Below are 22,527 nucleotides of genomic sequence, written 5' to 3'. Positions count from 1 at the left end.
GTGGTAACAGTGCTTTCATTATAATGATAAAAAAGTCGAGGGATTCTTTCTATGTATAATCATCTAAAGATTAATCTGTTTTATCATTCTTTTTTGTATAATTATCTAATAGGAGAAGTGCGAAGTACAAAACGTTTAAGTCTTTGAATTGTTTTGGATCAAGTCCTGTATGTTCTTCAATCTTTTTTAGCCTGTAATGTAATGTGTTAATGTGTATATGTAATTGTTTAGCCGTCTGTTTATAAGATTGGTTATAATCGATAAATAAGCGTAAAGTTTGCATAAGCTCAGGAAATGATAATAAGTTTTCGATGGTACGCTCTAGAAATTGTTCACGCGTTTCGACAGAAATATCTTGTAAACACATTTCTAAACGTAAATCTTCATTAAATACAATTTTTTTCGTCTCCAATGATACAGAAAGAGCGCGTAATGCTTGTTCGTAACATATGCTCATATTGTTTGGGGTAACTGTTTGTCCAATCCCTATATATAAAGGAATAGAAAATAAAGTTTCGCAGTCTTGTTTTAACCGTTTTAAAAATTGATAAGTTTGTTCTTTGGAGCTCATCGCTGTAAATAAAATAAAACGATCATTTCCCCAGCGAACAAATAGATGCTCTTTTGTTAAAATATTACGTATGTGTTGCCATATTTTACGCTGGAGCATCGTGTCATTTTTGCCAATAGAAAACAAAATAAGTTGTTTTTTCTTATATAAATCAATGCCAAGTGTTTTGGCGCGATCAAGAAAACTTGGAGACCACTCTGTATTTTGAAGCCAATCAAAGACAAAAGCTTCATAAGAACGGTGCTCAAGTTCTAGTTGCTCTAAAAAGTAGTTTTCATGAATTAATAATTCGGTCATCTTACGCAATATTTCTCCGTAGCGTGAAATATTTTCAGGTTCTCCTGTAATTCCAATGACACCAATTACTTCATCATGAAATAATAAAGGAAGATTCATCCCAGCCTTTACACCTTGCAATCGCCTTTCATCTTCTTTTGTAATGATGACGGTTTTCTTTTGTTTGGCACAGCGGAGTGCACCTTCATGAAATTGACCAATTCTTTCTGTATCTGTACTTGCGATAATAACGCCTTCTATATTAATGATAATAATATTTTCTGTAATTAGTCTGCGTACTTCTCGTACAATTTTATTCGCTAAATCAGGAAATAGCATAATTGACACACCTCAAATTCTATTTGTTGTACATTATATATGTAAATTGAGTAAGAAAGGGAAATTTCACACTTTCCACACATTTATTTGTTATTTTACAATTATAACGAAATCATCCGAAGATGGAGGGAATCTTTTGAGAAAGTATGTTTTTCTTCTCTGTTTTTTATTTCTACTAGTAGGGTGTCAAGGAAGTTCATATACACCAATTGCTAAAGATAAAAATGTTATTATAACTACGAATATAAAAGAAGGCAGCATTAGTTTTATTGATAAAAAAGATAAAAAGTTAATTACGACATGGGAACTAAATGAGCCAATGGCCGGAATCACACTGCTTCCAAATGGCGATGAAATACTTGTATACGGTAAGCAATTAGAATATATGTATGTATATTCACTAGCGGAAGGAAGGCAAGTGGGAAAATATAAAACTGGAAAGGGCATTGTAAATGTGGTCGTATCAGCAGATAAAAAACAATTATTTGCTGCTGATCAAAATGTTCAAAAGGTAAGGTTCTTTACGATAAATGGGAAAGAGACAGGAAATGTTTCAACAGGAAAAGGGCCTATAACGATGGTAGAGTATCAGAATCGGTTATCTGTACTAAACTTTTATGATACGAAACTAACGACAATTGATACGAAGAAAAAAGAAGTTATTCAATCCTTTATGATTCCGCCAGCATCAACAGGAGCGACGATTAGTCCTGATGGGAAAGAAATATGGATTGGCGGACATGGTGATGGAAATCAAGTAAATGAGAAAGTGTTAGTGTATTCTTTACAGAGTGGAGAAATGGTGCGTTCTTTACACGCTCCATTTATGCCTGTGAATATAACGAGGGATAGTAAGTACGTATATGCACTCAGTCATGGGTCGAATACACTTAGAAAGTTTGATATTAGAACATATAAAGAAATAGCTTCTGTAGAAGTAGGGTCGAATCCATTTGCATTTTTTGAGAGCGGAGCAGAAGGGTATGTAGCCAGTTATGATAGTGATGAAGTGTGCGTTATAGATATGAAGAATTTGAAAATAAAACAAACAATTAAAGTCGGAAAAGGACCGTTTCAACTCATAGAGAGGGAAGGGAAGGACAATGAATAAATATAGAGTGCTAGTTGTAGATGATGAAAGTGATATGAGACAGCTTGTTGGAATGTATTTGGATAACTTTGGATATGAGTGGGGAGAAGCTGAGAATGGAAAAGAGGCTCTTAAAAAACTAGAAACGGATCATTATGATTTCGTTGTATTAGATATAATGATGCCAGAAATGGATGGACTTTCAGTTTGTAAAGAAATTAGAAAAACGTCAGATGTGCCGATTATATTTTTAACGGCAAAAGGTGAAGAGTGGAATAGGGTGAACGGCTTACGTATGGGAGCAGATGACTATATTGTAAAACCGTTTAGTCCTGGTGAATTGGTTGCCCGTATGGAAGCTGTGCTAAGAAGATATACAAAGCAAGAACAGCAAGAAGAGATTCAATTTGGACCAATTCTTATCAATGAAAAAAGTAGACGAATAGAGGCGGATGGTGAGTCGATTTCTCTTACTGTAAAAGAGTTTGATTTATTATATTTTCTTTGCCAACATACAGGACAAGTATTTAGCCGGGAGCAATTACTTGAAAAGGTATGGGGATATGATTATGCCGGAAGTACAAGAACGGTAGATACGCATGTGAAAACGATGCGCTTGAAGCTTGGAGAAAGTGGAAACTACATTCAAACTGTTTGGGGTGTAGGCTATAAATTTGAGGTGTAACGTATGTTTACGATGGTACAAAAACTTTGGCTTACAGTAGTATGTGCAGTATGTGTAACAGTGTCCTTTCTTTATTTCGTATCTTTATACTCGTATGAAAAATTATACGTTGATAATTTAAAAGCTTCGTTAGTAATGGAAGGAAAAAGTCTTGCTGCTCAATATGATAAGAGTGAAGGAATATCAACTTTTGAAGAGAAAGTAAGATCGTTTGATCAAATATCTAGTTCAGACGTTATTTTCGTGTCTAATCCGCGTGATTTAAGCGCATGTTTGCCTTTTGATGTGCATCATCATTCTCTTATAAGTGAAGGAGATAGGCAAACGCTATTAGACGGGAAAACTGTGACAAAAATAGGATATGAAGAACATTTTGACCGTAATATTATGGGGGTTGTCATCCCTGTATTGGAAAATAAAAAATTAGTCGGAATTGTCTATTCGTATATTCCTTTAAAAAGTATAAAAGATTTAATCTATGATATGGGTCTTATTTTAGCACCGTTAGCAATTGCTATGATTTTAATTACGATATGGGTTGGAAGGAAAATTATAATTGCAATTACGAAGCCACTTTCGCAAATGGAGCGGGTTGCAAATCATTTGGCTACGGGAGATTTTTCGGAGCGGATTACAGTTTCTTCAGAGGATGAAATTGGACGATTAGGAAAAGCATTTAATAAAATGGCAAATTCATTAGAAACAGAAGATGTAAAGCGTAAGGAATTTTTAGCAAATGTTTCGCATGAACTTAGAACACCACTTAGTTATATAAAAGGGTATAGCGAGGCTATTTTAGATGGTGTTGCAAAGGGACCGCAACAGGAAAAAGTAACGCAGCTAATTCATAAAGAAGCAGGTCGTATGCAGCGTCTCGTTCATGACTTGTTAGACTTAGCACAATTAGAAGGTGAGCACTTTCCGTTAAAGAAGCAACCTATCGTTTTTTCACAGCTGATTGAAGACGTATTAGATACGTATGAGATTAAGTTTATAGAAAAGGAAATTCATATTTCAACTAATTTAAATCCAGAGGTCATTGTCATGATTGATGAAGATCGTATGCAACAAGTGCTTCATAATGTGTTAGATAATGCGATACGGTATACAAATCAAAAAGGAAATATCGTTATAACTTTAGAGCAAATCGATGATTACTGTGAATTAAAAATAAAAGATACAGGAATTGGTATTGATATAGAACATTTGGAGAATCTTGGAGAACGCTTTTACCGAGTTGATAAAGCGAGAAGTCGTCAACATGGTGGAACAGGTTTAGGCCTTGCTATTGTGAAACAAATTGTTCATATACATGGTGGACAGTGGAAAATTGAAAGTGAAAAAGATAAGGGAACAACGGTTATTATTAAACTGAATGTACAGGATGAGGGGAGCATGTTCTAATTTTTAGGACATGTTCTTTATATTGAAGAAAATATTTATCCCGATATTCGCCGGGCAGTAAGACCCTCACCTCAAAATTCAACGGAAGCAAAGAAGTTAGGTGGAGGCCCTGCTGCCCGTAAAAGTCCGATTCGTGAGGGCTAATAATCAGTGGGCGATGAACAAAACCCCCACTGATTAAAGTTTCACTTTATACGTAAAAATATAAATTAATATGTAATAAATATCGAAAATTTGACTATTTTATGAACAAAACATTTGTACTTCTTATCAATTCGGTCTAAAATAGTTATGATGCAAAGTTCTTATAAATCGTTTCAATTGTTGTTTGGAAGATACTGAGGTGATTTAACTGGAGTACAAATCTATTAAACCGAAAAAAATTTACGAAGAAGTATCTGAAGCTATTTTAACAATGATTAAAAATGGTACGTTAAAACCTGGTGACAAACTACTCCCTGTGCATCAATTAGCTGAGCAGTTTCAAGTTGGCAGATCTGCTGTTCGTGAAGCGCTAAGTGCGCTAAGAGCGATGGGCTTAATTGAGATGAAACAAGGAGAAGGTACATATGTGAAGAACTTCGATTCTTCTTCATTAACGAAATCATTAAACAATAGATTATTAATGAAGAAAGAAGATATTTTGAATTTATTAGAAGTACGAAAGGTGCTTGAAGTGGGGGCAGTTCGAGTAGCGGCGGCAAAACGTACGGAAGATAATTTACAAAATATGAAACATTGGTTAGATGAAATGGCAAAGAGCATTGGAGATGAAAAGGCTGGCGAAAAAGCCGATTTTCAATTTCATATGGGAATTGCAGAGTCTTCGCATAATAACATTTTGCTTGAACTCATGAATCATGTTTCAGAGATGATTGCTGAAACAATTGGTGAATCAAGACGCATTATTTTATATGGTGAACAAACGACATCAGAACGACTTATAGAAGAGCATCAAGTTATATATGATGCGGTGTTAAAACAAGATGTAGAATTAGCGCAGCAAGCAATGCTAGATCATTTAACAAATGTAGAACATATTGTCACAGGTAAAAACGATATAAATTCGTAATTTAATCTTTTAAAAATTTAATTTTCTGATAAAATAGAGAAAGATTAAGTAAGCGTTTTCTTTAGAAGAGGGAGAGGATAGGCCACGGTTGAGCCTATTTCTTCTCTACTAAGTCATCTGATGACCATATGTTTGTTGGTGAAGTTGTAAAAAGGGGGAGTAATAGTTATGAAAGTTACTTTATTTGTTACTTGTTTAGTCGATATGTTTGAAACAAATGTCGGCAAAGCAACAGTTGAAGTGTTGGAGCGTTTAGGTTGTGAAATTGAATTTCCAGAAGCACAAGTTTGTTGTGGTCAGCCTGCTTATAATAGCGGCCATGTAGAAGCAGCAAAAGAAGCGATGAAACATATGATTGAAACTTTCGAAGATGCAGAATATATTGTTACGCCATCTGGTTCTTGTGCGACAATGTTTCATGAGTATCCGCATGTTTTCAAAGATGATCCAAAGTGGGCTAAACGTGCACAAAAAGTTGCTGATAAAACTTATGAATTTACACAGTTTATTGTAGATGTTTTAAAAGTTACAGATGTTGGTGCAAGTTTACCAGGGATAGCTACTATTCATAAATCATGTCATATGACGCGTATGCTTGGAGTAAAAGAAGCACCAGGAATTTTATTATCAAATGTAAAAGGATTAACTGTGAGAGATTTGCCAAACGTGCAAAATTGTTGCGGGTTTGGGGGAACGTTTTCAGTTAAGATGACTCCAATTTCTGAGCAAATGGTAGACGAAAAAGTAGATAGTGTCATGGAAACAGGTGCAGATTATTTAATCGGTGCAGATTGTGGGTGTTTGTTAAACATTGGCGGACGTATTGAGCGTTTAGGAAAAGAAGTAAAAGTAATGCATATTGCTGAGGTACTGAATAGTCGCTCATGAAGGGGGAACATAAGCTATGTCTATGAAAATCAGTGAGAAAAAATTTAATGATCGCGTTGGTGATGGAATTCAAGATTCGTTTATGCGCGGAGCAGTATCTTCTGCACAAACGCGTTTATATACGAATCGCTTAAAAGCTGCAGATGAATTAGGAAACTGGGAAGAGTGGCGTGAACTAGGTGAACAAATTCGTCAACATACGTTAGAAAATCTGGATTATTACTTAATGCAGTTAAGTGAAAATGTATCAAAAAGAGGCGGACACGTGTACTTTGCGAAGACGAAAGAGGAAGCTGCAAAGTATATTCAAGACGTTGCCAAAAAGAAACAAGCGAAAAAAGTAGTAAAATCAAAGTCGATGGTAACAGAAGAAATTAGTATGAACCATGCGCTTGAAGAGATTGGCTGTGAAGTGTTAGAGAGTGACTTAGGAGAGTATATCTTGCAAGTAGATAACGATCCACCTTCACATATTATTGCACCTGCACTTCATAAAAATAGAACGCAAATTCGCGATGTATTTAAAGAAAAGCTAGGCTATGAAAATTCTGATGACCCATATGAAATGACAAAGTTTGTTCGTAAACAACTTCGTGAGAAATTTATGGATGCAGAAATTGGTGTAACTGGTTGTAACTTTGCTGTTGCAAATACTGGATCTCTTTGTTTAGTAACGAATGAAGGTAATGCAGATCTTGTTATGTCAATTCCTAAAACACAAATTGCGGTAATGGGTATGGAACGTATGGTTCCGACAATGGAAGAATTAGATGTTTTAGTTGGTTTACTATGTCGTAGTGCAGTAGGTCAAAAATTAACAAGTTATGTAACAGTAGCAGGACCAATTCAAGAAGAGGAAGTTGATGGACCTGAAGAATTCCATTTAGTGGTTGTTGATAATGGTCGCTCTCAAATTCTTGGATCTGAATTCCGTTCCGTATTACAATGTATTCGTTGCGCTGCTTGTGTTAACGTATGTCCTGTATATCGTCACGTTGGTGGACATTCATATGGATCGATTTACTCAGGACCAATCGGTGCGGTATTAACACCGCTTCTAGGTGGATATGATGATTACAAAGAGCTTCCTTATGCATCTAGTTTATGCGGAGCATGTACAGAAGCTTGTCCAGTAAAAATTCCATTGCATGATTTATTATTAAAACATCGTCAAGTCATCGTTGAGCAAGAAGGTCGTGCACCACTTGCAGAAAAACTAGCGATGAAAATGTTTAGTATGGGTGCTTCTTCAGCTGCTTTATATAAAATGGGTTCAAAAATGGCACCAGCGGCAATGAGTCCATTTACATCTGGTAATCGTGTATCAAAAGGTGTTGGACCACTTAAAAACTGGACGGATATTCGTGAATTCCCAGCTCCAAGTAAAGAACGATTCCGTGATTGGTATAAAGATCATAAGAAAGGCGGGGATAAATAATGACAGGATTAATTCAAAACCGTGATGCCTTTCTAGATAACATTGCAAAAGAACTTGGGCGCGCACGTAAAACAGAAGGTGTAGAGCGTCCAGTATGGAAAAGTAATGTGAATATAGAAACGTTAAAAGATTATTCACAAGAAGAATTACTAGAAGTGTTTAAAAAGCAATGTACAAACATTCATACAACTGTAGTAGAAACGACAAATGACCGTTTAGGTGAAGACCTTCAAAAAGTAATCATGGAAAACGGCGGGGGACCTATTTTATTATCAGCAGATGATCGTTTTGATGCATATGGTTTAACATCTTTATTTAAAGAAGAACTTCCAAAGCGAGACGTTGAAGTAAACGTATGGGATCCAGAGAGAAAAGACGAAAATATGCGTTTAGCTGAAAAAGCGAATATTGGTATTGCATTTAGTGATTATACATTAGCCGAATCTGGTACAATTGTTGTACAAAGTCATAAAGGGCAGGGACGTTCTTTACACTTTTTACCGACTGTATATTTTGCTATTATTCCACGTGAAACACTTGTGCCTCGTATTACACAAGCAGTTCAGGATATGAACTCACGCGTAGAAAATGGGGAGACAGCGGCATCTTGTATTAACTTTATTACAGGGCCAAGTAACTCGGCTGACATTGAGATGAATCTTGTTGTCGGAGTACATGGACCATTAAAAGCAGTATATTTCATCGTATAAAAGAGGGGAAAGCAGGCCGGAAAATGGCCTGCTTTTTTAGTAGAATAAAGGATAATATGAAGTAGAAGTTCTCTCCTTTTTTTGCTATGTTTTTTTGGAAAGGAGAGGAAGGGATGTTCACTTATTTATATGCACTGTTAGCAGGGATGGTGTTTGGTTCTTTTTTTATGTTAGTTGCGGTGAGGGTTCCATTAGGTGCGTCTATTATTACCCCGCGTTCACATTGTTATTATTGCAAATATGTGCTAAGGCCAAAAGAACTAATCCCCATCATTTCATTTTATATACAAAGAGGCTGTTGTACGAATTGTAAGAGGAAAATTCCAATTATATATGTAGCATTTGAATGTATAACAGGAAGTATATTTCTTCTTACCGTGTATATGATTGGAATAGAACGAGAACTTATTATCGTTTTATCCCTTTTTTCGCTACTTCTTATTATTTCAGTTACAGATTACTTATATATGTTAATTCCTGATTGTATTTTAATTTCGTTTGCCGTTTTACTCATTCTCGAAAGTATTTTTGTACAATTAGTTACTTGGACAGATAGTATAGTTGGTAGTGGTGTTATATTCCTTTTGTTATATTGCATGCAAAAGATATATCCAGAAGGGCTTGGCGGAGGAGATATAAAACTACTTTCGTTACTTGGTTTTATAGTAGGAGTGAAGGGAGTTTTTATCGTTTTATTTTTAGCATCTTGTTTTAGTCTTTGTTTTTTCGGGATTGGTATCGTATTAAAACGTATAGAAGTAGGAAAGCCAATTCCATTTGGTCCTTTTATTAGTCTTGGGGCAATGTGTTATGTATTGGCCGCATATTCAAATTAGAGAGGGAGTCAAAAATGAACGTATATATGGATGATCAAAGAAGTTGCCCGTTCGGGTATGTGTCCGCAACTACGGTAGAATGTGCCTTGCAAATGGTTCGGAATTATGATGTGAATATTCTTTCCCTTGATTTTAATATGGGGTGGAGAGCAAAAAATGGACTAGATTTTGTAGAAGCTTTTTGTACAGAGGGATTATATGTGAATGAAATTCACCTTCATACGAATGATGTCATCGGTATGCACAAGATGAAACAGAGAATGGATAAGGGAAAAGAAGAAGGAGAAATTAATCCTCACCTTGTTGTTAAATACGTGGGAAGCTAAAAACTCCAAAGTAAAACTTTGGAGTTTTTAATGTTTCATATGTGCTTGTAAAGGAATAATCTCTTCTTGTTGAGCTGCTGCGATTTCAGTTTCTTCCTGTTGAACTTCAGGTGTTTTCTTTGTTAAGTAGTGGTATACCATACCGACAAATACTGATCCGCCAATAATGTTACCGATTGTAACAGGAATTAAGTTATGAATAGCACCTGAAAAAGAAATTGTCTCAGGATGCGGTGAAACTAAAGATAAAGCAAAGAGTGATAAGTTTGCAATACTATGTTCGTAACCAGATAAGAAGAATGTGAAAACAAGTAGCATCATGACTATTATTTTTGCTGTGTCACCTTTAACCTGAGAAGGTAAGAAACAAGCAAGACATACGAGCCAGTTACATAAAATGGCTTTAAAGAATAACTGCATTGTAGGTGTGTTCATCTTTCCTTCAACGACTTTACTCATTAAGTGACCGTGATCAATTGCTTCAAAAATTCCAGTTGCGTAAAATAGTAAGGCAAAGAATAACGCGCCGGCTAAGTTACCTGCATAACAAGCAACCCAGTTACGTAGTGTATCAGAAATCGTTGTTTCTTTTCTTAAAGTTGCTACAGTAAAGTACATTGTGTTCCCAGTAAACAATTCAGCACCGCCATATATAATAAGTACGAGAGCAATCCCGAAAAACATAGAAGCAGCTAAATAAGTTGCTGGTGAATCTGCAATGTGAAAAAAGTTACCTAATTTAAAACATAGTACAATAATAAAACCGATATAAATACCCGCAAGTGCAGCACGAATGAAATATTGCATTGGGTTTGTATCTAGTATTTTCTTTTTGCTTTTAGCCAGTTTGACAACATAATCTAGTCCTTGTTCTAGCATGAGTAATACGCTCCTTTAGTAAATCTTCTATAAATACTCCTTATATGAATAAAGTACATGGAATTGTTCTCACTTTCAATAAGTTTGTGCAATGTTTCACAAAAAGGACATACATACATTAAGAAAACGTTTACAAAAGGTAGTATAATGGAATTTTTTCTGGACATTGGGAGGAAGAAAGAAAAAGAAAAAGCGCTGTAATTACAGCGCTTTTTCGTCTAAATTCTTTTCTACTTTTACTTCTACTTCTTTTGAGAAGAACCAACCACCAACTGCGATTCCGACTAATACAATCCAGAATGTAAGCTTCCACGGAGTGGATTCTGGGAATGAATGTGGAATTACATTTAATGCAGGGTGTGCTAATGTATAAACTGCTAGCTTCACACCAACCCAACCTACAATTAAGAATGCTGCGGTTTCAAGTCCTGGTTTACGTTTTAAGATTTGTACGAAAGCAGTTGCTGCAAATCGCATAATGATTAATCCGATAAGTCCACCTACAAAGATAACAACGAATTGCCCAGTATCAAGACTACCAATTGTACCTAATCCTGTTTTTGGTAAAGTCATTGCTAGTGCAACAGCAGCTAAAATTGAATCAACTGCGAAGGCGATATCAGCAACCTCAACTTTAAATACAGTCCACCAAAAGTTCTCTTGTTTTTTCTTTGCTTCTTTTTCTTCTGTTTCTTCATCTGTGTTCTTTTTAACATATGTTTTAAATAAGTGATTACCAGCGATAAACATAAGGTAGATGGCACCGATTGCTTGCACTTGCCATACATCGACTAAGAACGAAATCATAAATAACGATCCAAATCGGAAAACAAATGCCCCCGCTAATCCATAAAATAGTGCTTTCTTTCTTTTTTCTTCTGGTAAATGTTTTACCATAATTGCAAGAACAAGAGCGTTATCAGCCGCTAAAATCCCTTCAAGTGCAATTAGGATGAGTAATACCCAACCATACTCCAATAATAATGATACATCCATGTACATTCTCCTCTCATTTCTATAAGTTCTAAATAAGTGAAGAATTTCCCCACTATTTAGTTTCCCCATACTCCTGCCTATTAACTTTGGAAGAATCTGGAAGTGAATGCAAAAAAGACCTCTGCCGTTAATAGGCAAAGGTCTTGCTAGACATATGTAATAAAAAATGCCAACAAAGCCGGAAGAACTAAGTTCTACGTAATGACGACTTTGTTTCCAAGAAATATTCTTGGACGCTACTCCCCTTTGGAGATATGTTATTGTATTCTCATTATATGGATAATTTATACGGTTGTCAACCTGTTAAAATATCTTCATTCGGATATTTTATTTTCAGGTTCTTTTTACGAGCAAATGAAAAAGCCAATGTTAAAGGACCCATTTTCCCGAAAAACATCATAAAGATAATAATAGCTTTTCCGATTATAGTTAAGTGGGGTGTTAAATTCATACTGAGGCCAACAGTCCCAAATGCTGAAAATACTTCGAAAGCACTCATCAATAGAGGAACTCGCTCAGTAATACTCAAAATTAAAATAGCAAAAAAGATAAATGAAATTGAAATAATAGTAATGGTTAATGATTTGACAATGAGAGTATCTTTAATGGATTTTTTAAATACGACAATATCCTCTTGTTGTTGTAAAAATTTAAATACGCCAAAAAATATGATTAAAAATGTTGTTAACTTAATCCCACCACCAGTTGAAGCGCTACCAGCACCAATAAACATAAGGAGCATCATTAATAGAAGAGAAGGTTTTGACAATGTAGAAATATCAACTGTATTAAACCCGGCAGTTCGCGTTGAAATTGCTTGGAAATAAGAGGCTAATCCTTCTTCAAATGGGGTAAAACCTCTCATAGAAAGGGAGTTATGGAACTCGAATATAAAAATAAAAAGGGTAGCAATAATGTTGACGATTAGAGTAGAAGAGAGCATAAGTTTTGAATGTAGTGTAAGGTTTTTAAAGTTTTTCTTTCTTTTTATGTCTACGATTACTGTAAAACCAATTCCACCTAAAATGATGAGAGAGGAAATGACGAGATTGACAAGAATGCTATGAGAATGGGACATTAAATTATCGCTCCACACAGAAAAGCCAGCATTGTTAAAGGCTGAGATTGAATGGAAAAAACTATAATAGATCCCTTTCATAACCCCATATTTTGGTACCCATTCAAAAGAAAGAATTATAGTAGCGATACATTCGACTGTAAAAGAGAATAAAAATAATGCTTTGGCAAGACGGATGATGCCGCCGATATTCGTTTGATTTAATGCTTGTTGCAGTAAAATCCGATTTTGAAGACCGATTTTTCTTCCGAGCATAATCGCAATTAAGACAGCAAAGCTCATAATGCCAAGCCCGCCAACTTGTATAAGCGTTAAAATGACACATTGTCCAAACAAAGTAAATACTTTTCCAGTATCTACAACACCAAGCCCAGTAACAGTACAAGCGGAAACGGTTGTAAATAAGGCATCGAGCCATGAAATGGACGTTGTCGTAGCAATGGGTAGTTTTAATAAACATGTGCCGACAACTGATAATACAAGAAAAGACAAAGTAAGAACGCGGGGAGGGCTCATGCTAATATTAATCCGTTTCATTTCACATATCGCTCCTTTCGTTTTGCTTTGATTAGTATGTGAAAAAGCACCATTATGTATGTTGAAAATAGAAAGAGGCAGAGAATATCTGCCTCTAAGCCATATGTTATATTATTATCCACGTAATTGTTGTTGAGCTAAAGCAACAAGACGTTTTGTTACTTCACCGCCAACTGAACCGTTAGAACGAGATGCTGTATTAGATCCTAAACTTACACCAAATTCTTGTGCAATTTCATATTTAAATTGTTCAAGTGCTTGTTCTGCACCTGGAACTAATAATTTGTTTGTTTTTACCATGTTGATACACATCCTTATGAGTAGTCCAGTTCAGCTAAGTTCTTATCTAAACTGGTAACGTTATTTTATGTGGAAACGACGTACTCATACGCGGAAGTAATCGGTGCGATTAGAAGTTCTTGGATAGAAAAAAGAGTAGCAAATTTGCTACTCTTTTTTTAGTATTGTCGCTGTTCCTTCCACGACAATATCATCTGATTGATTATATATGTTTGTTTGCAGCGTAATGATTTTTTTATCATCACGCTTCTTAATAACCTCTGCCACAACGCGAAGTGTATCACCGATTTTGACAGGGGCACGGAATGAAACATTTTGGGATAAATAAATCGTATTTTTGCCTGGGAGTTTCGTTCCAAGGATGGTAGAAATAAAACTCGAAACGAGCATACCGTGAGCAATACGTTCTTTAAACATTGTCGTTTTTGCAAAAGAATCTAAAATGTGAATAGGATTCACATCCCCAGTCAATTTTGCAAAATTGATAACATCTTCATCTGTAATTGTTTTTGTAAGGGATGCTTGATCACCGACTTGAATCTCATCATAACGAAGCTCCGGAACAGTTTGTGCTTCTTGAAATGGATTCATTTTGTCCTCCTTCTTTTCCATATCGAAAAATGTTAGCCATCTTGATGTAGTAGGAGGAAGAAAGAGTTTTGTTTGTGCTGCGGTTAGCTCCCACATTTTTCTTACTTGATGGAAGTAAATAGATTTTTTGAGTTTTCCTCGAACTTTTTTGCGAGTTCCAACTGTTTTGACTTGAACTCTTCCAAAAAACCCTCTAACTGTTTTTGAGCCTCTTCACGTTGTAATTGTTGTTGCTCAATAAATTGTTTTGTTGTTTCTTCAAATTGGCCGCTTGTTTGGGTAAGAATTGACAATGATGTTTTTGTAGGAGAAACAGTAAGCTGATGCATATGAGCAGAAAGTTCCTTCCATTTGTCCTGCCACTCGTTAATTTGATCATTTAAGGAGTTTCCAGTTAATTGTTTCACGTAATCTGTATATTGGTTATTGAACTGAGCAGTGAGTTGTTGTAGTTCTTTTTCTAGTTCATCTACTCCTGATGTTAATTTATGCAAAGCGTCTTGTTGTTGTTTTAATGTTTCTAAAGTAAGTTGCTCTAATTGCTTCCCAGCTGAAGAGAAAAGGGAAAGTGATTGAGACCAGTTTTTCCAAAATGCATCGACTAATTCGTATGGTTTAGTTTCCATTGTTTGACCCCCAAATGTTTTTTTGCATATTGTGAACGCAGATTACTCTGCTGTACCACCAGGTGAAGATGAAGAATCCGTTTCATCCTTTTCTGGAGAAGTAGAAAATGGAAAGAATGCATTGGTGTATAACGTGAAAAACGTTCGCAACATATTTTGATAATGTTCAAAAGAAGTCGCACATGTTGTTAAATATTGCTCTCCATATTCAGTTAAAGAATAAATTCTTTTTGCCGGCCCTCCATCGCTTGTATCCCAAGTAGAAGAAATAAGGTTTTCTTTTTCTAATTTGCGTAGTGTTCTATAAACATTACCTTGGTCAACAGAAGAAAAGCCGATATCCATTAGCATTTGAATAAGTTTGTAACCATGAAGACTCCAGTCTTTTAGACAGAGAAGTAAGAAGGGAACTAAGAAGTTTTTTGGCATGGAGTTTGGTTGTTTCGCTTGGTTGCTCTCCAAACTTTCGCGTTGTTCTGGTTCATTTTGTAGCATGATTGTGCATCACCTCATGAATCAGTTAGATGGAATTTTTTGCTTATAAGTGCAATTTACACCTATCTGTTTTTAAAGTCAACACATTTGTTAGAAAATAGAAAAAAATAAAATATAGACTTGAAGTTTTATTCAGAATATTAGAAAATAGTGAATAGGTTGAATTGTTTCAAAAACGAAAAAGGGAGTGTAGGTAAAGTGATTGATCAAAAATTCGATCCACTACAAGCATGGAAAAATGCTTATGAACAAACCGAAACATTTTGGGGAAAAGCGCTCAATGAAACAATTAAAACAGAAGAATATTCTGCTTGGATGGGCAGCGTTCTAGATTTGAATTTGTTTTATCAAAAAGCATTAAATGATACGACAAAAAACTATTTAGAACAAGTAAATGTGCCGACGAAAGAGGATATCGCAAGAGTGGCTACGCTTGTTATTAACTTAGAAAATAAAGTAGATAACATTGAGGAGTTTCTAGAGGAGAAAGTAGATTCTTTAGGGCAAGCTCCTACATTAAAGCGTGATGTAACGAAAGTAAAACAAGATATTCGTACGCTTGAAACAAAAGTAGATCAAATTTTAGAATTGCTAGAAAAGCAAAATGCAGTACTAGCTAAACTACAAGTACCTGTAAAAGAAGAGGTAAAGCCTGCGAATAAACCAGAAAATAAAAAATGATAAAAGCGCTTGTTTATAACAGATAAAAGAGAGAGGGAGAATCTCTTTTCACGTATAAACAGCGAAACATAATTATATATGGACTCTATAGTATGAGTACCAAAATGATTCATAACAATCGTTCACAAATTCATTTAAGGGGGAAAAGAAATGGTTCAATTAAATGGAAAAGTAGCAATCGTAACAGGTGGAGCAAAAGGAATTGGAAAAGCAATTACAGTAGCATTAGCACAAGAGGGAGCGAAAGTAGTTATTAACTATAATAGCAGTAAAGAAGCAGCTGAAAATTTAGTAAATGAATTAGGAAAAGACGGACATGACGTTTATGCAGTGCAAGCGGATGTTTCTAAAGTAGAAGATGCAAACCGACTTGTAGAAGAAGCTGTGAATCATTTTGGTAAAGTTGATATTCTTGTTAATAATGCTGGTATTACAAGAGACCGTACATTCAAAAAGTTAAATCGTGAAGATTGGGAGCGCGTAATTGACGTGAATTTAAGCAGCGTATTTAATACGACAAGTGCGGTTCTTCCATACATAACGGAAGCAGAAGAAGGAAGAATTATTAGCATTTCTTCTATTATTGGTCAAGCAGGTGGATTTGGCCAAACAAACTACTCAGCAGCAAAAGCGGGGATGTTAGGATTTACAAAATCATTAGCGTTAGAACTTGCAAAAACAAATGTCACTGTAAATGCTATTTGCCCAGGATTTATTGATACTGAAATGGTAGCAGAAGTACCAGAAGAAGTACGTCAAAAAATCGTTGCAAAAATCCCGAAAAAACGTTTTGGTCAAGCTGATGAAATTGCAAAAGGTGTAGTATACCTATGCCGTGACGGTGCGTATATCACAGGTCAACAATTAAACATTAACGGCGGATTATATATGTAATGAAGTAAGAAAAAAGTGCATATCCATAGCAGGAATGCACTTCTTTTTTTTAAGAAGGAAATCGACCAAAAAGGAGATAGAAAAATGACTACATTCGCAACAGAATGGGAAAAGCAATTAGAGCTATACCCAGAAGAGTACCGAAAAGCATACCGCCGAGTGAAAAGGGCGAGTGAAATTTTATTACGTGAACCAGAGCCGCAAGTCGGATTAACGCCGAAAGAGGTTATTTGGACGAAGAATAAGACGAAGCTTTATCGCTACATTCCAAAACAAGAAAAAACACAAAGAGTTCCAATTCTGTTAATATATGCTCTTATTAATAAACCATATATTATGGATTTAACTCCTGGAAATAGTTTAGTGGAATATCTAGTGGATCGTGGTTTTGATGTATATATGCTTGATTGGGGCACATTTGGTTTAGAAGATAGTCATTTGAAATTTGATGATTTCGTGTTTGATTATATTGCAAAAGCAGTAAAAAAAGTAATGCGAACTGCAAAATCGGACGAGATTTCTTTACTTGGTTATTGCATGGGTGGAACGCTAACTTCTATTTATGCAGCGCTTCATCCGCACATGCCAATTCGTAATTTAATTTTCATGACAAGTCCTTTTGATTTCTCTGAAACAGGATTGTATGGTCCTTTATTAGATGAGAAATACTTCAATTTAGATAAAGCGGTTGATACATTTGGAAATATTCCGCCAGAAATGATTGATTTCGGAAACAAAATGTTAAAGCCAATTACGAACTTTGTTGGTCCATATGTTGCTCTAGTAGATCGTTCAGAGAATGAACGCTTCGTCGAAAGCTGGAGATTGGTTCAAAAGTGGGTTGGTGATGGTATTCCGTTCCCAGGTGAATCATACAGACAGTGGATTCGTGATTTTTATCAAAATAATAAATTGGTTAAGGGTGAACTCGTTATTCGCGGACAAAAGGTAGATCTTGCAAATATTAAGGCGAATGTCTTAAATATTTCCGGGAAACGTGATCATATCGCTTTGCCATGTCAAGTAGAAGCATTACTAGACCATATTTCTAGCACAGATAAACAATATGTATGTTTACCGACAGGGCATATGTCTATCGTTTACGGTGGAACAGCTGTAAAACAAACATATCCGACGATTGGAAATTGGCTTGAAGAGCGTTCTAATTAAAAATAAAAAATCCAACTAGCCTATGTTAGTTGGATTTTTTTATGAAAAATAACAAAACATAGAAAGGAGAAATTTATATTTTAGGAGTATAATTATGAAACTTATGATGGGTAAGTTGTTTTGGAATACAGGAGTTTCTGTACCTTGTTATCCACTGTTAGAAAATGATATGATATGTGATGTGCTCGTAGTCGGAAGTGGCGAAGCCGGTGCTCATATAGCGCATTCGTTAGCGAAAATTGGCATGAGTGTTACACTTATTGAAAAAAGAGTAATTGCATGTGGTAGCACAGCTGCTAATACAGGTTTACTACAATTTCTTCATGATAAATCGTTAACCTCTCTTATCCATACATTGGGTAAAGAAAAAGGGGTACGAGCATATAAGCTTTGTTATGAAGCGCTAAGAACAATGGAAGAGGTTATACCGACTCTTGATATTAATCCCCATTTTATTCCGCGAAATAGTTTATATTATGCAAGTAAAAGTGAGGATGTCTCATTTTTACAAGAGGAATATAATACGTTACAGAATTATGGATTTCCAGTTGAATATTTTACAGAAGCTGATATTAAGAAACGTTATCCTTTCATAAAACAAGCGGCATTATATACACACGGTGATGCCGAGGTGAATCCGTATTTATTAGCGCACAGTCTTTTGCATAAAGCAAACCAAATGGGAGCTAATATATATGAACATACAGAGGCAATACATATAAAAAAACGCAAAAATGATTTAATTTGTTACACGAAAACAGGAAATCAAATTGTAGCAAAGAATATTATTATGGCGACAGGTTATGAGGCGCTTTTTGGAAAGAAAGAAAAAAATACAACAGTAGACACCTCTTATGCAATTGTAACAAATGAAATAGATCAATTTGAAGGCTGGCATGAGCGATCGTTAATTTGGGAAACGGCACGGCCCTACTTATATTTTCGAACGTATCGAAACCGCATTATTGTAGGCGGATTAGATGAAGCGCTACAAATTCAAACAATTGGTGATACGAAATTATTGCATAAGCGTGATATCCTTATTAATATTGTAAAAGAGATGTTCCCGCAGTATAAAAATATACAGGCAGACTACTATTGGGCAGCCGCATTTGGTGGTACTCATGATGGTCTCCCCATTTTAAAAGAAGACGAAAAGATACATAATTTGTTTTATGCATTGCCGTATGGAGGTAATGGAACTGTATATGGAATGGTCTTTGCCAAATTATTTGAGCAGTTATTTACAAATAAAGAAAGTAAAGATTTTTCTTTATTTAATCGATAGAAAAAAGGTAGCGAAGTGATGGAATGAGAGATATAAAAAAGTTTTTACAAAAATTACGTCCTGTACAACTCATCGTTTTGTTTTATTTATTAGCGGTAGTTGTATCGGTGATATTGCTTAGTTTACCGTTTGTTACGAAGCCTGGTGTGAAATGGACATTTATAGATGCGCTTTTTACATCGGTTAGTGCGGTAAGTGTTACGGGACTGTCTGTTATTACGATTTCAGATACGTTTACTACAGCAGGAATTATTGTTTTAGCTCTTATTTTACAATTAGGCGGCTTAGGAATTATGGCGCTTGGGACATTTGTTTGGATCATTACGGGGAAAAAGATTGGTTTGCAAAGAAGAAGATTAATTATGGCAGACCATAATCAAGGAAATTTATCGGGTCTCGTAGAATTGATGCGTTCTATTTTAATTGTAATTATTTCAATAGAACTTATTGGAGCAATCTTATTGGGGACAAGATTTTTACTTTACTTTCCGACTTGGCAAGAAGCTTATTTTCACGGTTTCTTTGCAGCTGTTAGTGCGACTACGAACGGCGGATTTGATTTAACAGGACAATCATTAATTCCGTATAAAAAAGATTATATTGTTCAAATGATTCATATGTTACTAATTATTTTAGGAGCGATTGGTTTCCCTGTGCTAATGGAAGTGAAACAATTCCTTAGTAAAAGGAGACAACAATTATTCCGTTTTTCATTATTTACAAAATTGACGACAACAACATTTTTTGCACTCGTTGTTGTTGGTACAATTATGATTTTTTTACTGGAGAGAAATCATTTTTTAGTAGGAAAGTCATGGCATGAAACTGTATTTTATACATTATTCCAATCTGTGACGACGCGAAGTGGTGGACTTGCAACAATGGATATACGTGAATTATCACAACCGACGCTTTTATTTATGAGTATATTAATGTTTATAGGGGCATCTCCAAGTTCGGTTGGGGGCGGAATACGTACAACTACATTTGCTGTTAGTATATTGTCACTATACACCTTTGCAAGGGGCGGTAGAACAGTTAGAGTCTTCAAACGTCAGCTACATGAAGAGGATGTACTGAAAGCATCTGTCGTTATGACGATGGGGATTTTGTTATGTGCTACTGCGCTATTCATTTTATCTATTACGGAAAATGTACCGCTTATGAGCTTAATTGTTGAAGTTTGTTCTGCTTTCGGAACGACGGGACTATCAACAGGTGTCACGCCTGATTTAACAACTGTTGGGAAACTTGTACTTATTGTGCTTATGTTTATCGGACGCGTTGGTATTTTAACATTTATTTTAGCTAGTGGTGGAAGGGAACAACCACCTCGCTATAAATACCCGAAAGAGCGGATTATTATTGGATAGTATGAAACCATTCTACCTACGTTAGGTAGAATGGTTTTTTAGTCGTTAATTCCAAATTGTGGATGCATGAAAGCTTCATCTTTATTATCCGCTTCGTTTTTTAGCAACTCTTGATTTTCTTCTGAAATCCACCCAATATCATTTGTAGGATGGATCCACTCATCGCCAGCCATAATGGCAGGATCTACTTCATCACTCCAATTGTTAAGCGGACTGTTCTCGGAATTATATTTACTGTCTCCAATTACAACATTATATTGATTCACAAAAGGTTGTTGCATCGTTTTTCCTGTTCCTTTAAAAGATGGAAAATTCATTTGATGCGGGAGCGTTTCGTCTAAAATGGGTGATTGAATCTTTTCTTTTTTCTTCAAAATTATCGCTCCTTTTTATAATGATTTCTTCATATGTAGTATTTCCATCTAACGCCTCTTATGTACTTGTTAACACTTGCCAGTAATAATTATTTTAAGTTGTTTCAAACTAGAGTAGAAAGTGATTTCTTGAGAGCAGGTGAATGTATTGGTAAAAAGAAAAGTGAAACAAAATGCGGCAATCAATAATAATAAAACTCCGAAAGAAAGCTTACCAGATGCAGAATTTGCATTAGAGTATGAAGGAGAAAATAGCGCAAAGTATGCGAATCGTAATTCAAAAAAAGGGAAACAAAAATGAGGCGTTTTTTACAAACGCCTCATTTTTTTGTGGGATTATAAAGGTTTTTTTAATTATTTGTAAATTTAGTGTTTTCTATGAGCAGAAAAATGCGAAAAAACATAGAAGTAGCAACGTATTACACAAAAACAAACAACAAACAAAAGATTAATGTTGGTTTAATACTGCTTTTACACTAGTTGTTTATATTTGAGTTGTACATAAGATTTGTAAAAGGAGAGAGAAACAGTGAAAAAAACAATCTTTAAAGCTGTAGCGACTGGAATGGTATTTTCGTTATTAATGGGGTGTGGTGCAAAGAAGGAAGAAAGTGCTGGAGCGAAAGTGAAAGATGACAAATTATCTGGATCATTAACTGTTTACACAGCAATTGAAGAAGAGCTTGTACCAATTTATCTTGATTCCTTTAAAAAGAAATATCCTGATGTGAAATTGAACATTGTACGTGATTCAACAGGAGTTATTACTGCGAAATTGCTAGCTGAAGGGAAAAATACACAAGCAGATGTTGTATGGGGAACTGCGGCATCAAGTCTATTAGCTTTAGATAAAAAAGATATGTTAAAAGGATACTCTCCAAAAGGAGCAGATCGTGTTCTTCCACAATTTAAAGATGATAAGCAACCTGAAAAATGGGTAGGAAATACTGCATTTATGACGGGGATTGCTGTAAATAAAGAAGAGTTAAAGAAGAAAAATTTACCGATGCCAGAATCATATGAAGATTTAACGAAACCAGAGTATAAAGGAACACTTGTTATGCCACATCCAGCATCATCTGGAACAGGATTTTTAACAGTTTCTGCATGGCTACAAATCATGGGTGAAGATAAAGGCTGGGATTACATGAAGAAACTTCATGATAATATGGCAAGTTATACGCATTCAGGATCAAAACCAGCGAAATTAGCAGGAGCGGGTGAATATCCAGTTGGCGTATCAATGGTTTATAGTGCTTTGAAAGAGAAACAAAAAGGTGCACCAGTTGAAGTTGTATTGCCGAAAGAAGGATTAGGTTGGGAAGTAGAAGCGAACGCACTTATTAAAAAAGATAATGCAAAAAATGAAAAATTAGCGCAAGCATTTTTAGATTGGGCGATTACTGATGATGTAATGAAGTTATACTTCGAGAAAAATGGATTTGCGACAATTAAAAATGATTATAAACTTCCAGATGGATTCCCTAAAGATGTAACAGAAAAGTTATACAAAAAGAATGACTTTAAGTGGGCAGCAGAAAATCGTGACAAAATTTTAGAAAAATGGGAAAAAGAGTTTGGACAAAAAGCAGAACCGAAAAAGTAAGTGA

The 22,527-nt window shown here is 35.3% G+C and carries 25 protein-coding genes and 1 riboswitch; of the genes, 16 read left to right on the top strand and 9 right to left on the bottom strand.

Going from position 1 to position 22,527, the window contains the following annotated elements; genetic code table 11:
• Positions 1-70 precede the first annotated feature (70 nt).
• Positions 71-1,195 (bottom strand): CdaR family transcriptional regulator, encoded by a 1,125-nt coding sequence (locus HMAS_RS17665; RefSeq protein WP_116344942.1) that lies wholly within the window; start codon positions 1,193-1,195, stop codon positions 71-73.
• Positions 1,196-1,322: 127 nt separating this feature from the next.
• Between HMAS_RS17665 and HMAS_RS17660 the strand changes: the two genes are divergently transcribed.
• From HMAS_RS17660 to HMAS_RS17620, 9 genes are all read left to right on the top strand, one after another.
• Positions 1,323-2,297 carry a YncE family protein gene (locus tag HMAS_RS17660; RefSeq protein ID WP_001234152.1) on the top strand — a complete coding sequence of 325 codons (975 nt, stop codon included), beginning with the start codon at positions 1,323-1,325 and terminating at the stop codon, positions 2,295-2,297.
• A complete protein-coding gene (locus HMAS_RS17655; RefSeq protein ID WP_001046397.1) occupies positions 2,290-2,961 on the top strand; it encodes a response regulator transcription factor in 672 nt (223 codons plus the stop codon). The genes HMAS_RS17660 and HMAS_RS17655 overlap by 8 nt, the downstream gene beginning before the upstream one ends.
• Before the next feature lie 3 nt (positions 2,962-2,964).
• Complete coding sequence (locus HMAS_RS17650; RefSeq protein WP_044306956.1) at positions 2,965-4,365, top strand: sensor histidine kinase; 1,401 nt, start codon at positions 2,965-2,967, stop codon at positions 4,363-4,365.
• Positions 4,366-4,747: 382 nt separating this feature from the next.
• On the top strand, positions 4,748-5,437 hold the full coding sequence (locus HMAS_RS17645) for a FadR/GntR family transcriptional regulator (protein ID WP_254904515.1): 690 nt from the start codon (positions 4,748-4,750) through the stop codon (positions 5,435-5,437).
• 168 nt (positions 5,438-5,605) lie between these two features.
• A complete protein-coding gene (locus HMAS_RS17640) occupies positions 5,606-6,325 on the top strand; it encodes a (Fe-S)-binding protein (protein ID WP_000869148.1) in 720 nt (239 codons plus the stop codon).
• Between the two features lie 16 nt (positions 6,326-6,341).
• Positions 6,342-7,763 carry a LutB/LldF family L-lactate oxidation iron-sulfur protein gene (locus tag HMAS_RS17635; RefSeq protein WP_000061930.1) on the top strand — a complete coding sequence of 474 codons (1,422 nt, stop codon included), beginning with the start codon at positions 6,342-6,344 and terminating at the stop codon, positions 7,761-7,763.
• Entirely contained in the window at positions 7,763-8,473 is a 711-nt protein-coding gene (locus HMAS_RS17630) for a LutC/YkgG family protein (RefSeq protein ID WP_000147187.1), read from the top strand. The genes HMAS_RS17635 and HMAS_RS17630 overlap by 1 nt, the downstream gene beginning before the upstream one ends.
• 113 nt (positions 8,474-8,586) lie before the next feature.
• On the top strand, positions 8,587-9,309 hold the full coding sequence (locus HMAS_RS17625) for a prepilin peptidase (RefSeq protein ID WP_016122146.1): 723 nt from the start codon (positions 8,587-8,589) through the stop codon (positions 9,307-9,309).
• A 14-nt stretch (positions 9,310-9,323) separates the two neighbouring features.
• A complete protein-coding gene (locus HMAS_RS17620) occupies positions 9,324-9,635 on the top strand; it encodes a cyclic-phosphate processing receiver domain-containing protein (protein ID WP_001103771.1) in 312 nt (103 codons plus the stop codon).
• 27 nt (positions 9,636-9,662) lie between these two features.
• Here the strand turns inward: HMAS_RS17620 and HMAS_RS17615 are convergent, their stop codons facing one another.
• From HMAS_RS17615 to phaQ, 7 genes are all read right to left on the bottom strand, one after another.
• Entirely contained in the window at positions 9,663-10,514 is an 852-nt protein-coding gene (locus tag HMAS_RS17615) for a formate/nitrite transporter family protein (protein WP_000893026.1), read from the bottom strand.
• A 201-nt stretch (positions 10,515-10,715) separates the two neighbouring features.
• Positions 10,716-11,510 carry a TerC family protein gene (locus HMAS_RS17610; RefSeq protein WP_000383326.1) on the bottom strand — a complete coding sequence of 265 codons (795 nt, stop codon included), beginning with the start codon at positions 11,508-11,510 and terminating at the stop codon, positions 10,716-10,718.
• Between the two features lie 90 nt (positions 11,511-11,600).
• Positions 11,601-11,767, bottom strand: a riboswitch (yybP-ykoY riboswitch).
• A 38-nt stretch (positions 11,768-11,805) separates the two neighbouring features.
• Entirely contained in the window at positions 11,806-13,125 is a 1,320-nt protein-coding gene (locus HMAS_RS17605) for a TrkH family potassium uptake protein (RefSeq protein ID WP_000822361.1), read from the bottom strand.
• Between the two features lie 114 nt (positions 13,126-13,239).
• The gene (locus tag HMAS_RS17600; RefSeq protein WP_000241212.1) at positions 13,240-13,425 is read right to left on the bottom strand and encodes an alpha/beta-type small acid-soluble spore protein; all 186 of its coding nucleotides are present in this window, start codon (positions 13,423-13,425) and stop codon (positions 13,240-13,242) included.
• Positions 13,426-13,572: 147 nt separating this feature from the next.
• Positions 13,573-14,016, bottom strand: a complete 444-nt coding sequence (locus tag HMAS_RS17595; protein WP_001067916.1) for a MaoC family dehydratase — start codon at positions 14,014-14,016, stop codon at positions 13,573-13,575.
• Positions 14,017-14,117: 101 nt separating this feature from the next.
• Positions 14,118-14,642 (bottom strand): polyhydroxyalkanoic acid inclusion protein PhaP, encoded by a 525-nt coding sequence (gene phaP / locus HMAS_RS17590; protein WP_000448594.1) that lies wholly within the window; start codon positions 14,640-14,642, stop codon positions 14,118-14,120.
• Positions 14,643-14,684: 42 nt separating this feature from the next.
• A complete protein-coding gene (phaQ, locus tag HMAS_RS17585; protein WP_000939956.1) occupies positions 14,685-15,137 on the bottom strand; it encodes a poly-beta-hydroxybutyrate-responsive repressor in 453 nt (150 codons plus the stop codon).
• Positions 15,138-15,335: 198 nt separating this feature from the next.
• Here phaQ and phaR point away from each other — a divergent pair, with 198 nt between their 5' ends.
• The 5 genes from phaR to HMAS_RS17560 all read left to right on the top strand — a co-directional run bounded on the left by phaR (position 15,336) and on the right by HMAS_RS17560 (position 20,543).
• Positions 15,336-15,818 carry a polyhydroxyalkanoic acid synthase subunit PhaR gene (gene phaR, locus HMAS_RS17580; protein WP_000566942.1) on the top strand — a complete coding sequence of 161 codons (483 nt, stop codon included), beginning with the start codon at positions 15,336-15,338 and terminating at the stop codon, positions 15,816-15,818.
• Between the two features lie 150 nt (positions 15,819-15,968).
• Positions 15,969-16,712 (top strand): acetoacetyl-CoA reductase, encoded by a 744-nt coding sequence (locus HMAS_RS17575; protein ID WP_000250407.1) that lies wholly within the window; start codon positions 15,969-15,971, stop codon positions 16,710-16,712.
• 84 nt (positions 16,713-16,796) lie between these two features.
• Positions 16,797-17,882 (top strand): class III poly(R)-hydroxyalkanoic acid synthase subunit PhaC, encoded by a 1,086-nt coding sequence (gene phaC / locus HMAS_RS17570; protein ID WP_000206336.1) that lies wholly within the window; start codon positions 16,797-16,799, stop codon positions 17,880-17,882.
• A 94-nt stretch (positions 17,883-17,976) separates the two neighbouring features.
• Entirely contained in the window at positions 17,977-19,170 is a 1,194-nt protein-coding gene (locus HMAS_RS17565) for an NAD(P)/FAD-dependent oxidoreductase (RefSeq protein WP_025710309.1), read from the top strand.
• Between the two features lie 23 nt (positions 19,171-19,193).
• Positions 19,194-20,543, top strand: coding sequence for a TrkH family potassium uptake protein (locus tag HMAS_RS17560; protein ID WP_001204707.1), 1,350 nt, complete (start codon positions 19,194-19,196; stop codon positions 20,541-20,543).
• A gap of 38 nt (positions 20,544-20,581) precedes the next feature.
• On the opposite strand, the gene HMAS_RS17555 is transcribed toward HMAS_RS17560, so the two are convergent.
• Positions 20,582-20,917 carry a DUF3905 domain-containing protein gene (locus tag HMAS_RS17555; protein ID WP_000726027.1) on the bottom strand — a complete coding sequence of 112 codons (336 nt, stop codon included), beginning with the start codon at positions 20,915-20,917 and terminating at the stop codon, positions 20,582-20,584.
• A gap of 148 nt (positions 20,918-21,065) precedes the next feature.
• Here HMAS_RS17555 and HMAS_RS27745 point away from each other — a divergent pair, with 148 nt between their 5' ends.
• Both HMAS_RS27745 and HMAS_RS17545 read left to right on the top strand, forming a co-directional pair.
• A complete protein-coding gene (locus HMAS_RS27745; RefSeq protein ID WP_000240799.1) occupies positions 21,066-21,218 on the top strand; it encodes a hypothetical protein in 153 nt (50 codons plus the stop codon).
• Positions 21,219-21,446: 228 nt separating this feature from the next.
• Entirely contained in the window at positions 21,447-22,523 is a 1,077-nt protein-coding gene (locus HMAS_RS17545) for a putative 2-aminoethylphosphonate ABC transporter substrate-binding protein (RefSeq protein WP_000750895.1), read from the top strand.
• The last annotated feature ends 4 nt before the right edge of the window (positions 22,524-22,527 follow it).

Origin of the sequence: Bacillus sp. HMA207, from assembly GCF_003402455.1 — a bacterium.
GTDB classification, from domain to species: Bacteria; Bacillota; Bacilli; order Bacillales; family Bacillaceae_G; genus Bacillus_A; species Bacillus_A cereus.
Note: the sequence above shows the minus strand (reverse complement) of the source record. Positions and strands in the feature narration are given on the sequence as shown.

What these genes read in the sequence shown, in the direction of transcription:
- HMAS_RS17655 (WP_001046397.1), top strand. Translation starts at nt 2,290, where the DNA reads ATGAATAAATATAGAGTGCTAGTTGTAGATGATGAAAGTGATATGAGA.
- HMAS_RS17650 (WP_044306956.1), top strand. Translation starts at nt 2,965, where the DNA reads ATGTTTACGATGGTACAAAAACTTTGGCTTACAGTAGTATGTGCAGTA.
- HMAS_RS17640 (WP_000869148.1), top strand. Translation starts at nt 5,606, where the DNA reads ATGAAAGTTACTTTATTTGTTACTTGTTTAGTCGATATGTTTGAAACA.
- HMAS_RS17635 (WP_000061930.1), top strand. Translation starts at nt 6,342, where the DNA reads ATGTCTATGAAAATCAGTGAGAAAAAATTTAATGATCGCGTTGGTGAT.
- HMAS_RS17630 (WP_000147187.1), top strand. Translation starts at nt 7,763, where the DNA reads ATGACAGGATTAATTCAAAACCGTGATGCCTTTCTAGATAACATTGCA.
- HMAS_RS17625 (WP_016122146.1), top strand. Translation starts at nt 8,587, where the DNA reads ATGTTCACTTATTTATATGCACTGTTAGCAGGGATGGTGTTTGGTTCT.
- HMAS_RS17620 (WP_001103771.1), top strand. Translation starts at nt 9,324, where the DNA reads ATGAACGTATATATGGATGATCAAAGAAGTTGCCCGTTCGGGTATGTG.
- HMAS_RS17615 (WP_000893026.1), bottom strand. Translation starts at nt 10,514, where the DNA reads ATGCTAGAACAAGGACTAGATTATGTTGTCAAACTGGCTAAAAGCAAA.
- HMAS_RS17610 (WP_000383326.1), bottom strand. Translation starts at nt 11,510, where the DNA reads ATGGATGTATCATTATTATTGGAGTATGGTTGGGTATTACTCATCCTA.
- HMAS_RS17605 (WP_000822361.1), bottom strand. Translation starts at nt 13,125, where the DNA reads ATGAAACGGATTAATATTAGCATGAGCCCTCCCCGCGTTCTTACTTTG.
- HMAS_RS17600 (WP_000241212.1), bottom strand. Translation starts at nt 13,425, where the DNA reads ATGGTAAAAACAAACAAATTATTAGTTCCAGGTGCAGAACAAGCACTT.
- HMAS_RS17595 (WP_001067916.1), bottom strand. Translation starts at nt 14,016, where the DNA reads ATGAATCCATTTCAAGAAGCACAAACTGTTCCGGAGCTTCGTTATGAT.
- phaP (WP_000448594.1), bottom strand. Translation starts at nt 14,642, where the DNA reads ATGGAAACTAAACCATACGAATTAGTCGATGCATTTTGGAAAAACTGG.
- phaQ (WP_000939956.1), bottom strand. Translation starts at nt 15,137, where the DNA reads ATGCTACAAAATGAACCAGAACAACGCGAAAGTTTGGAGAGCAACCAA.
- HMAS_RS17575 (WP_000250407.1), top strand. Translation starts at nt 15,969, where the DNA reads ATGGTTCAATTAAATGGAAAAGTAGCAATCGTAACAGGTGGAGCAAAA.
- phaC (WP_000206336.1), top strand. Translation starts at nt 16,797, where the DNA reads ATGACTACATTCGCAACAGAATGGGAAAAGCAATTAGAGCTATACCCA.
- HMAS_RS17565 (WP_025710309.1), top strand. Translation starts at nt 17,977, where the DNA reads ATGAAACTTATGATGGGTAAGTTGTTTTGGAATACAGGAGTTTCTGTA.
- HMAS_RS17560 (WP_001204707.1), top strand. Translation starts at nt 19,194, where the DNA reads ATGAGAGATATAAAAAAGTTTTTACAAAAATTACGTCCTGTACAACTC.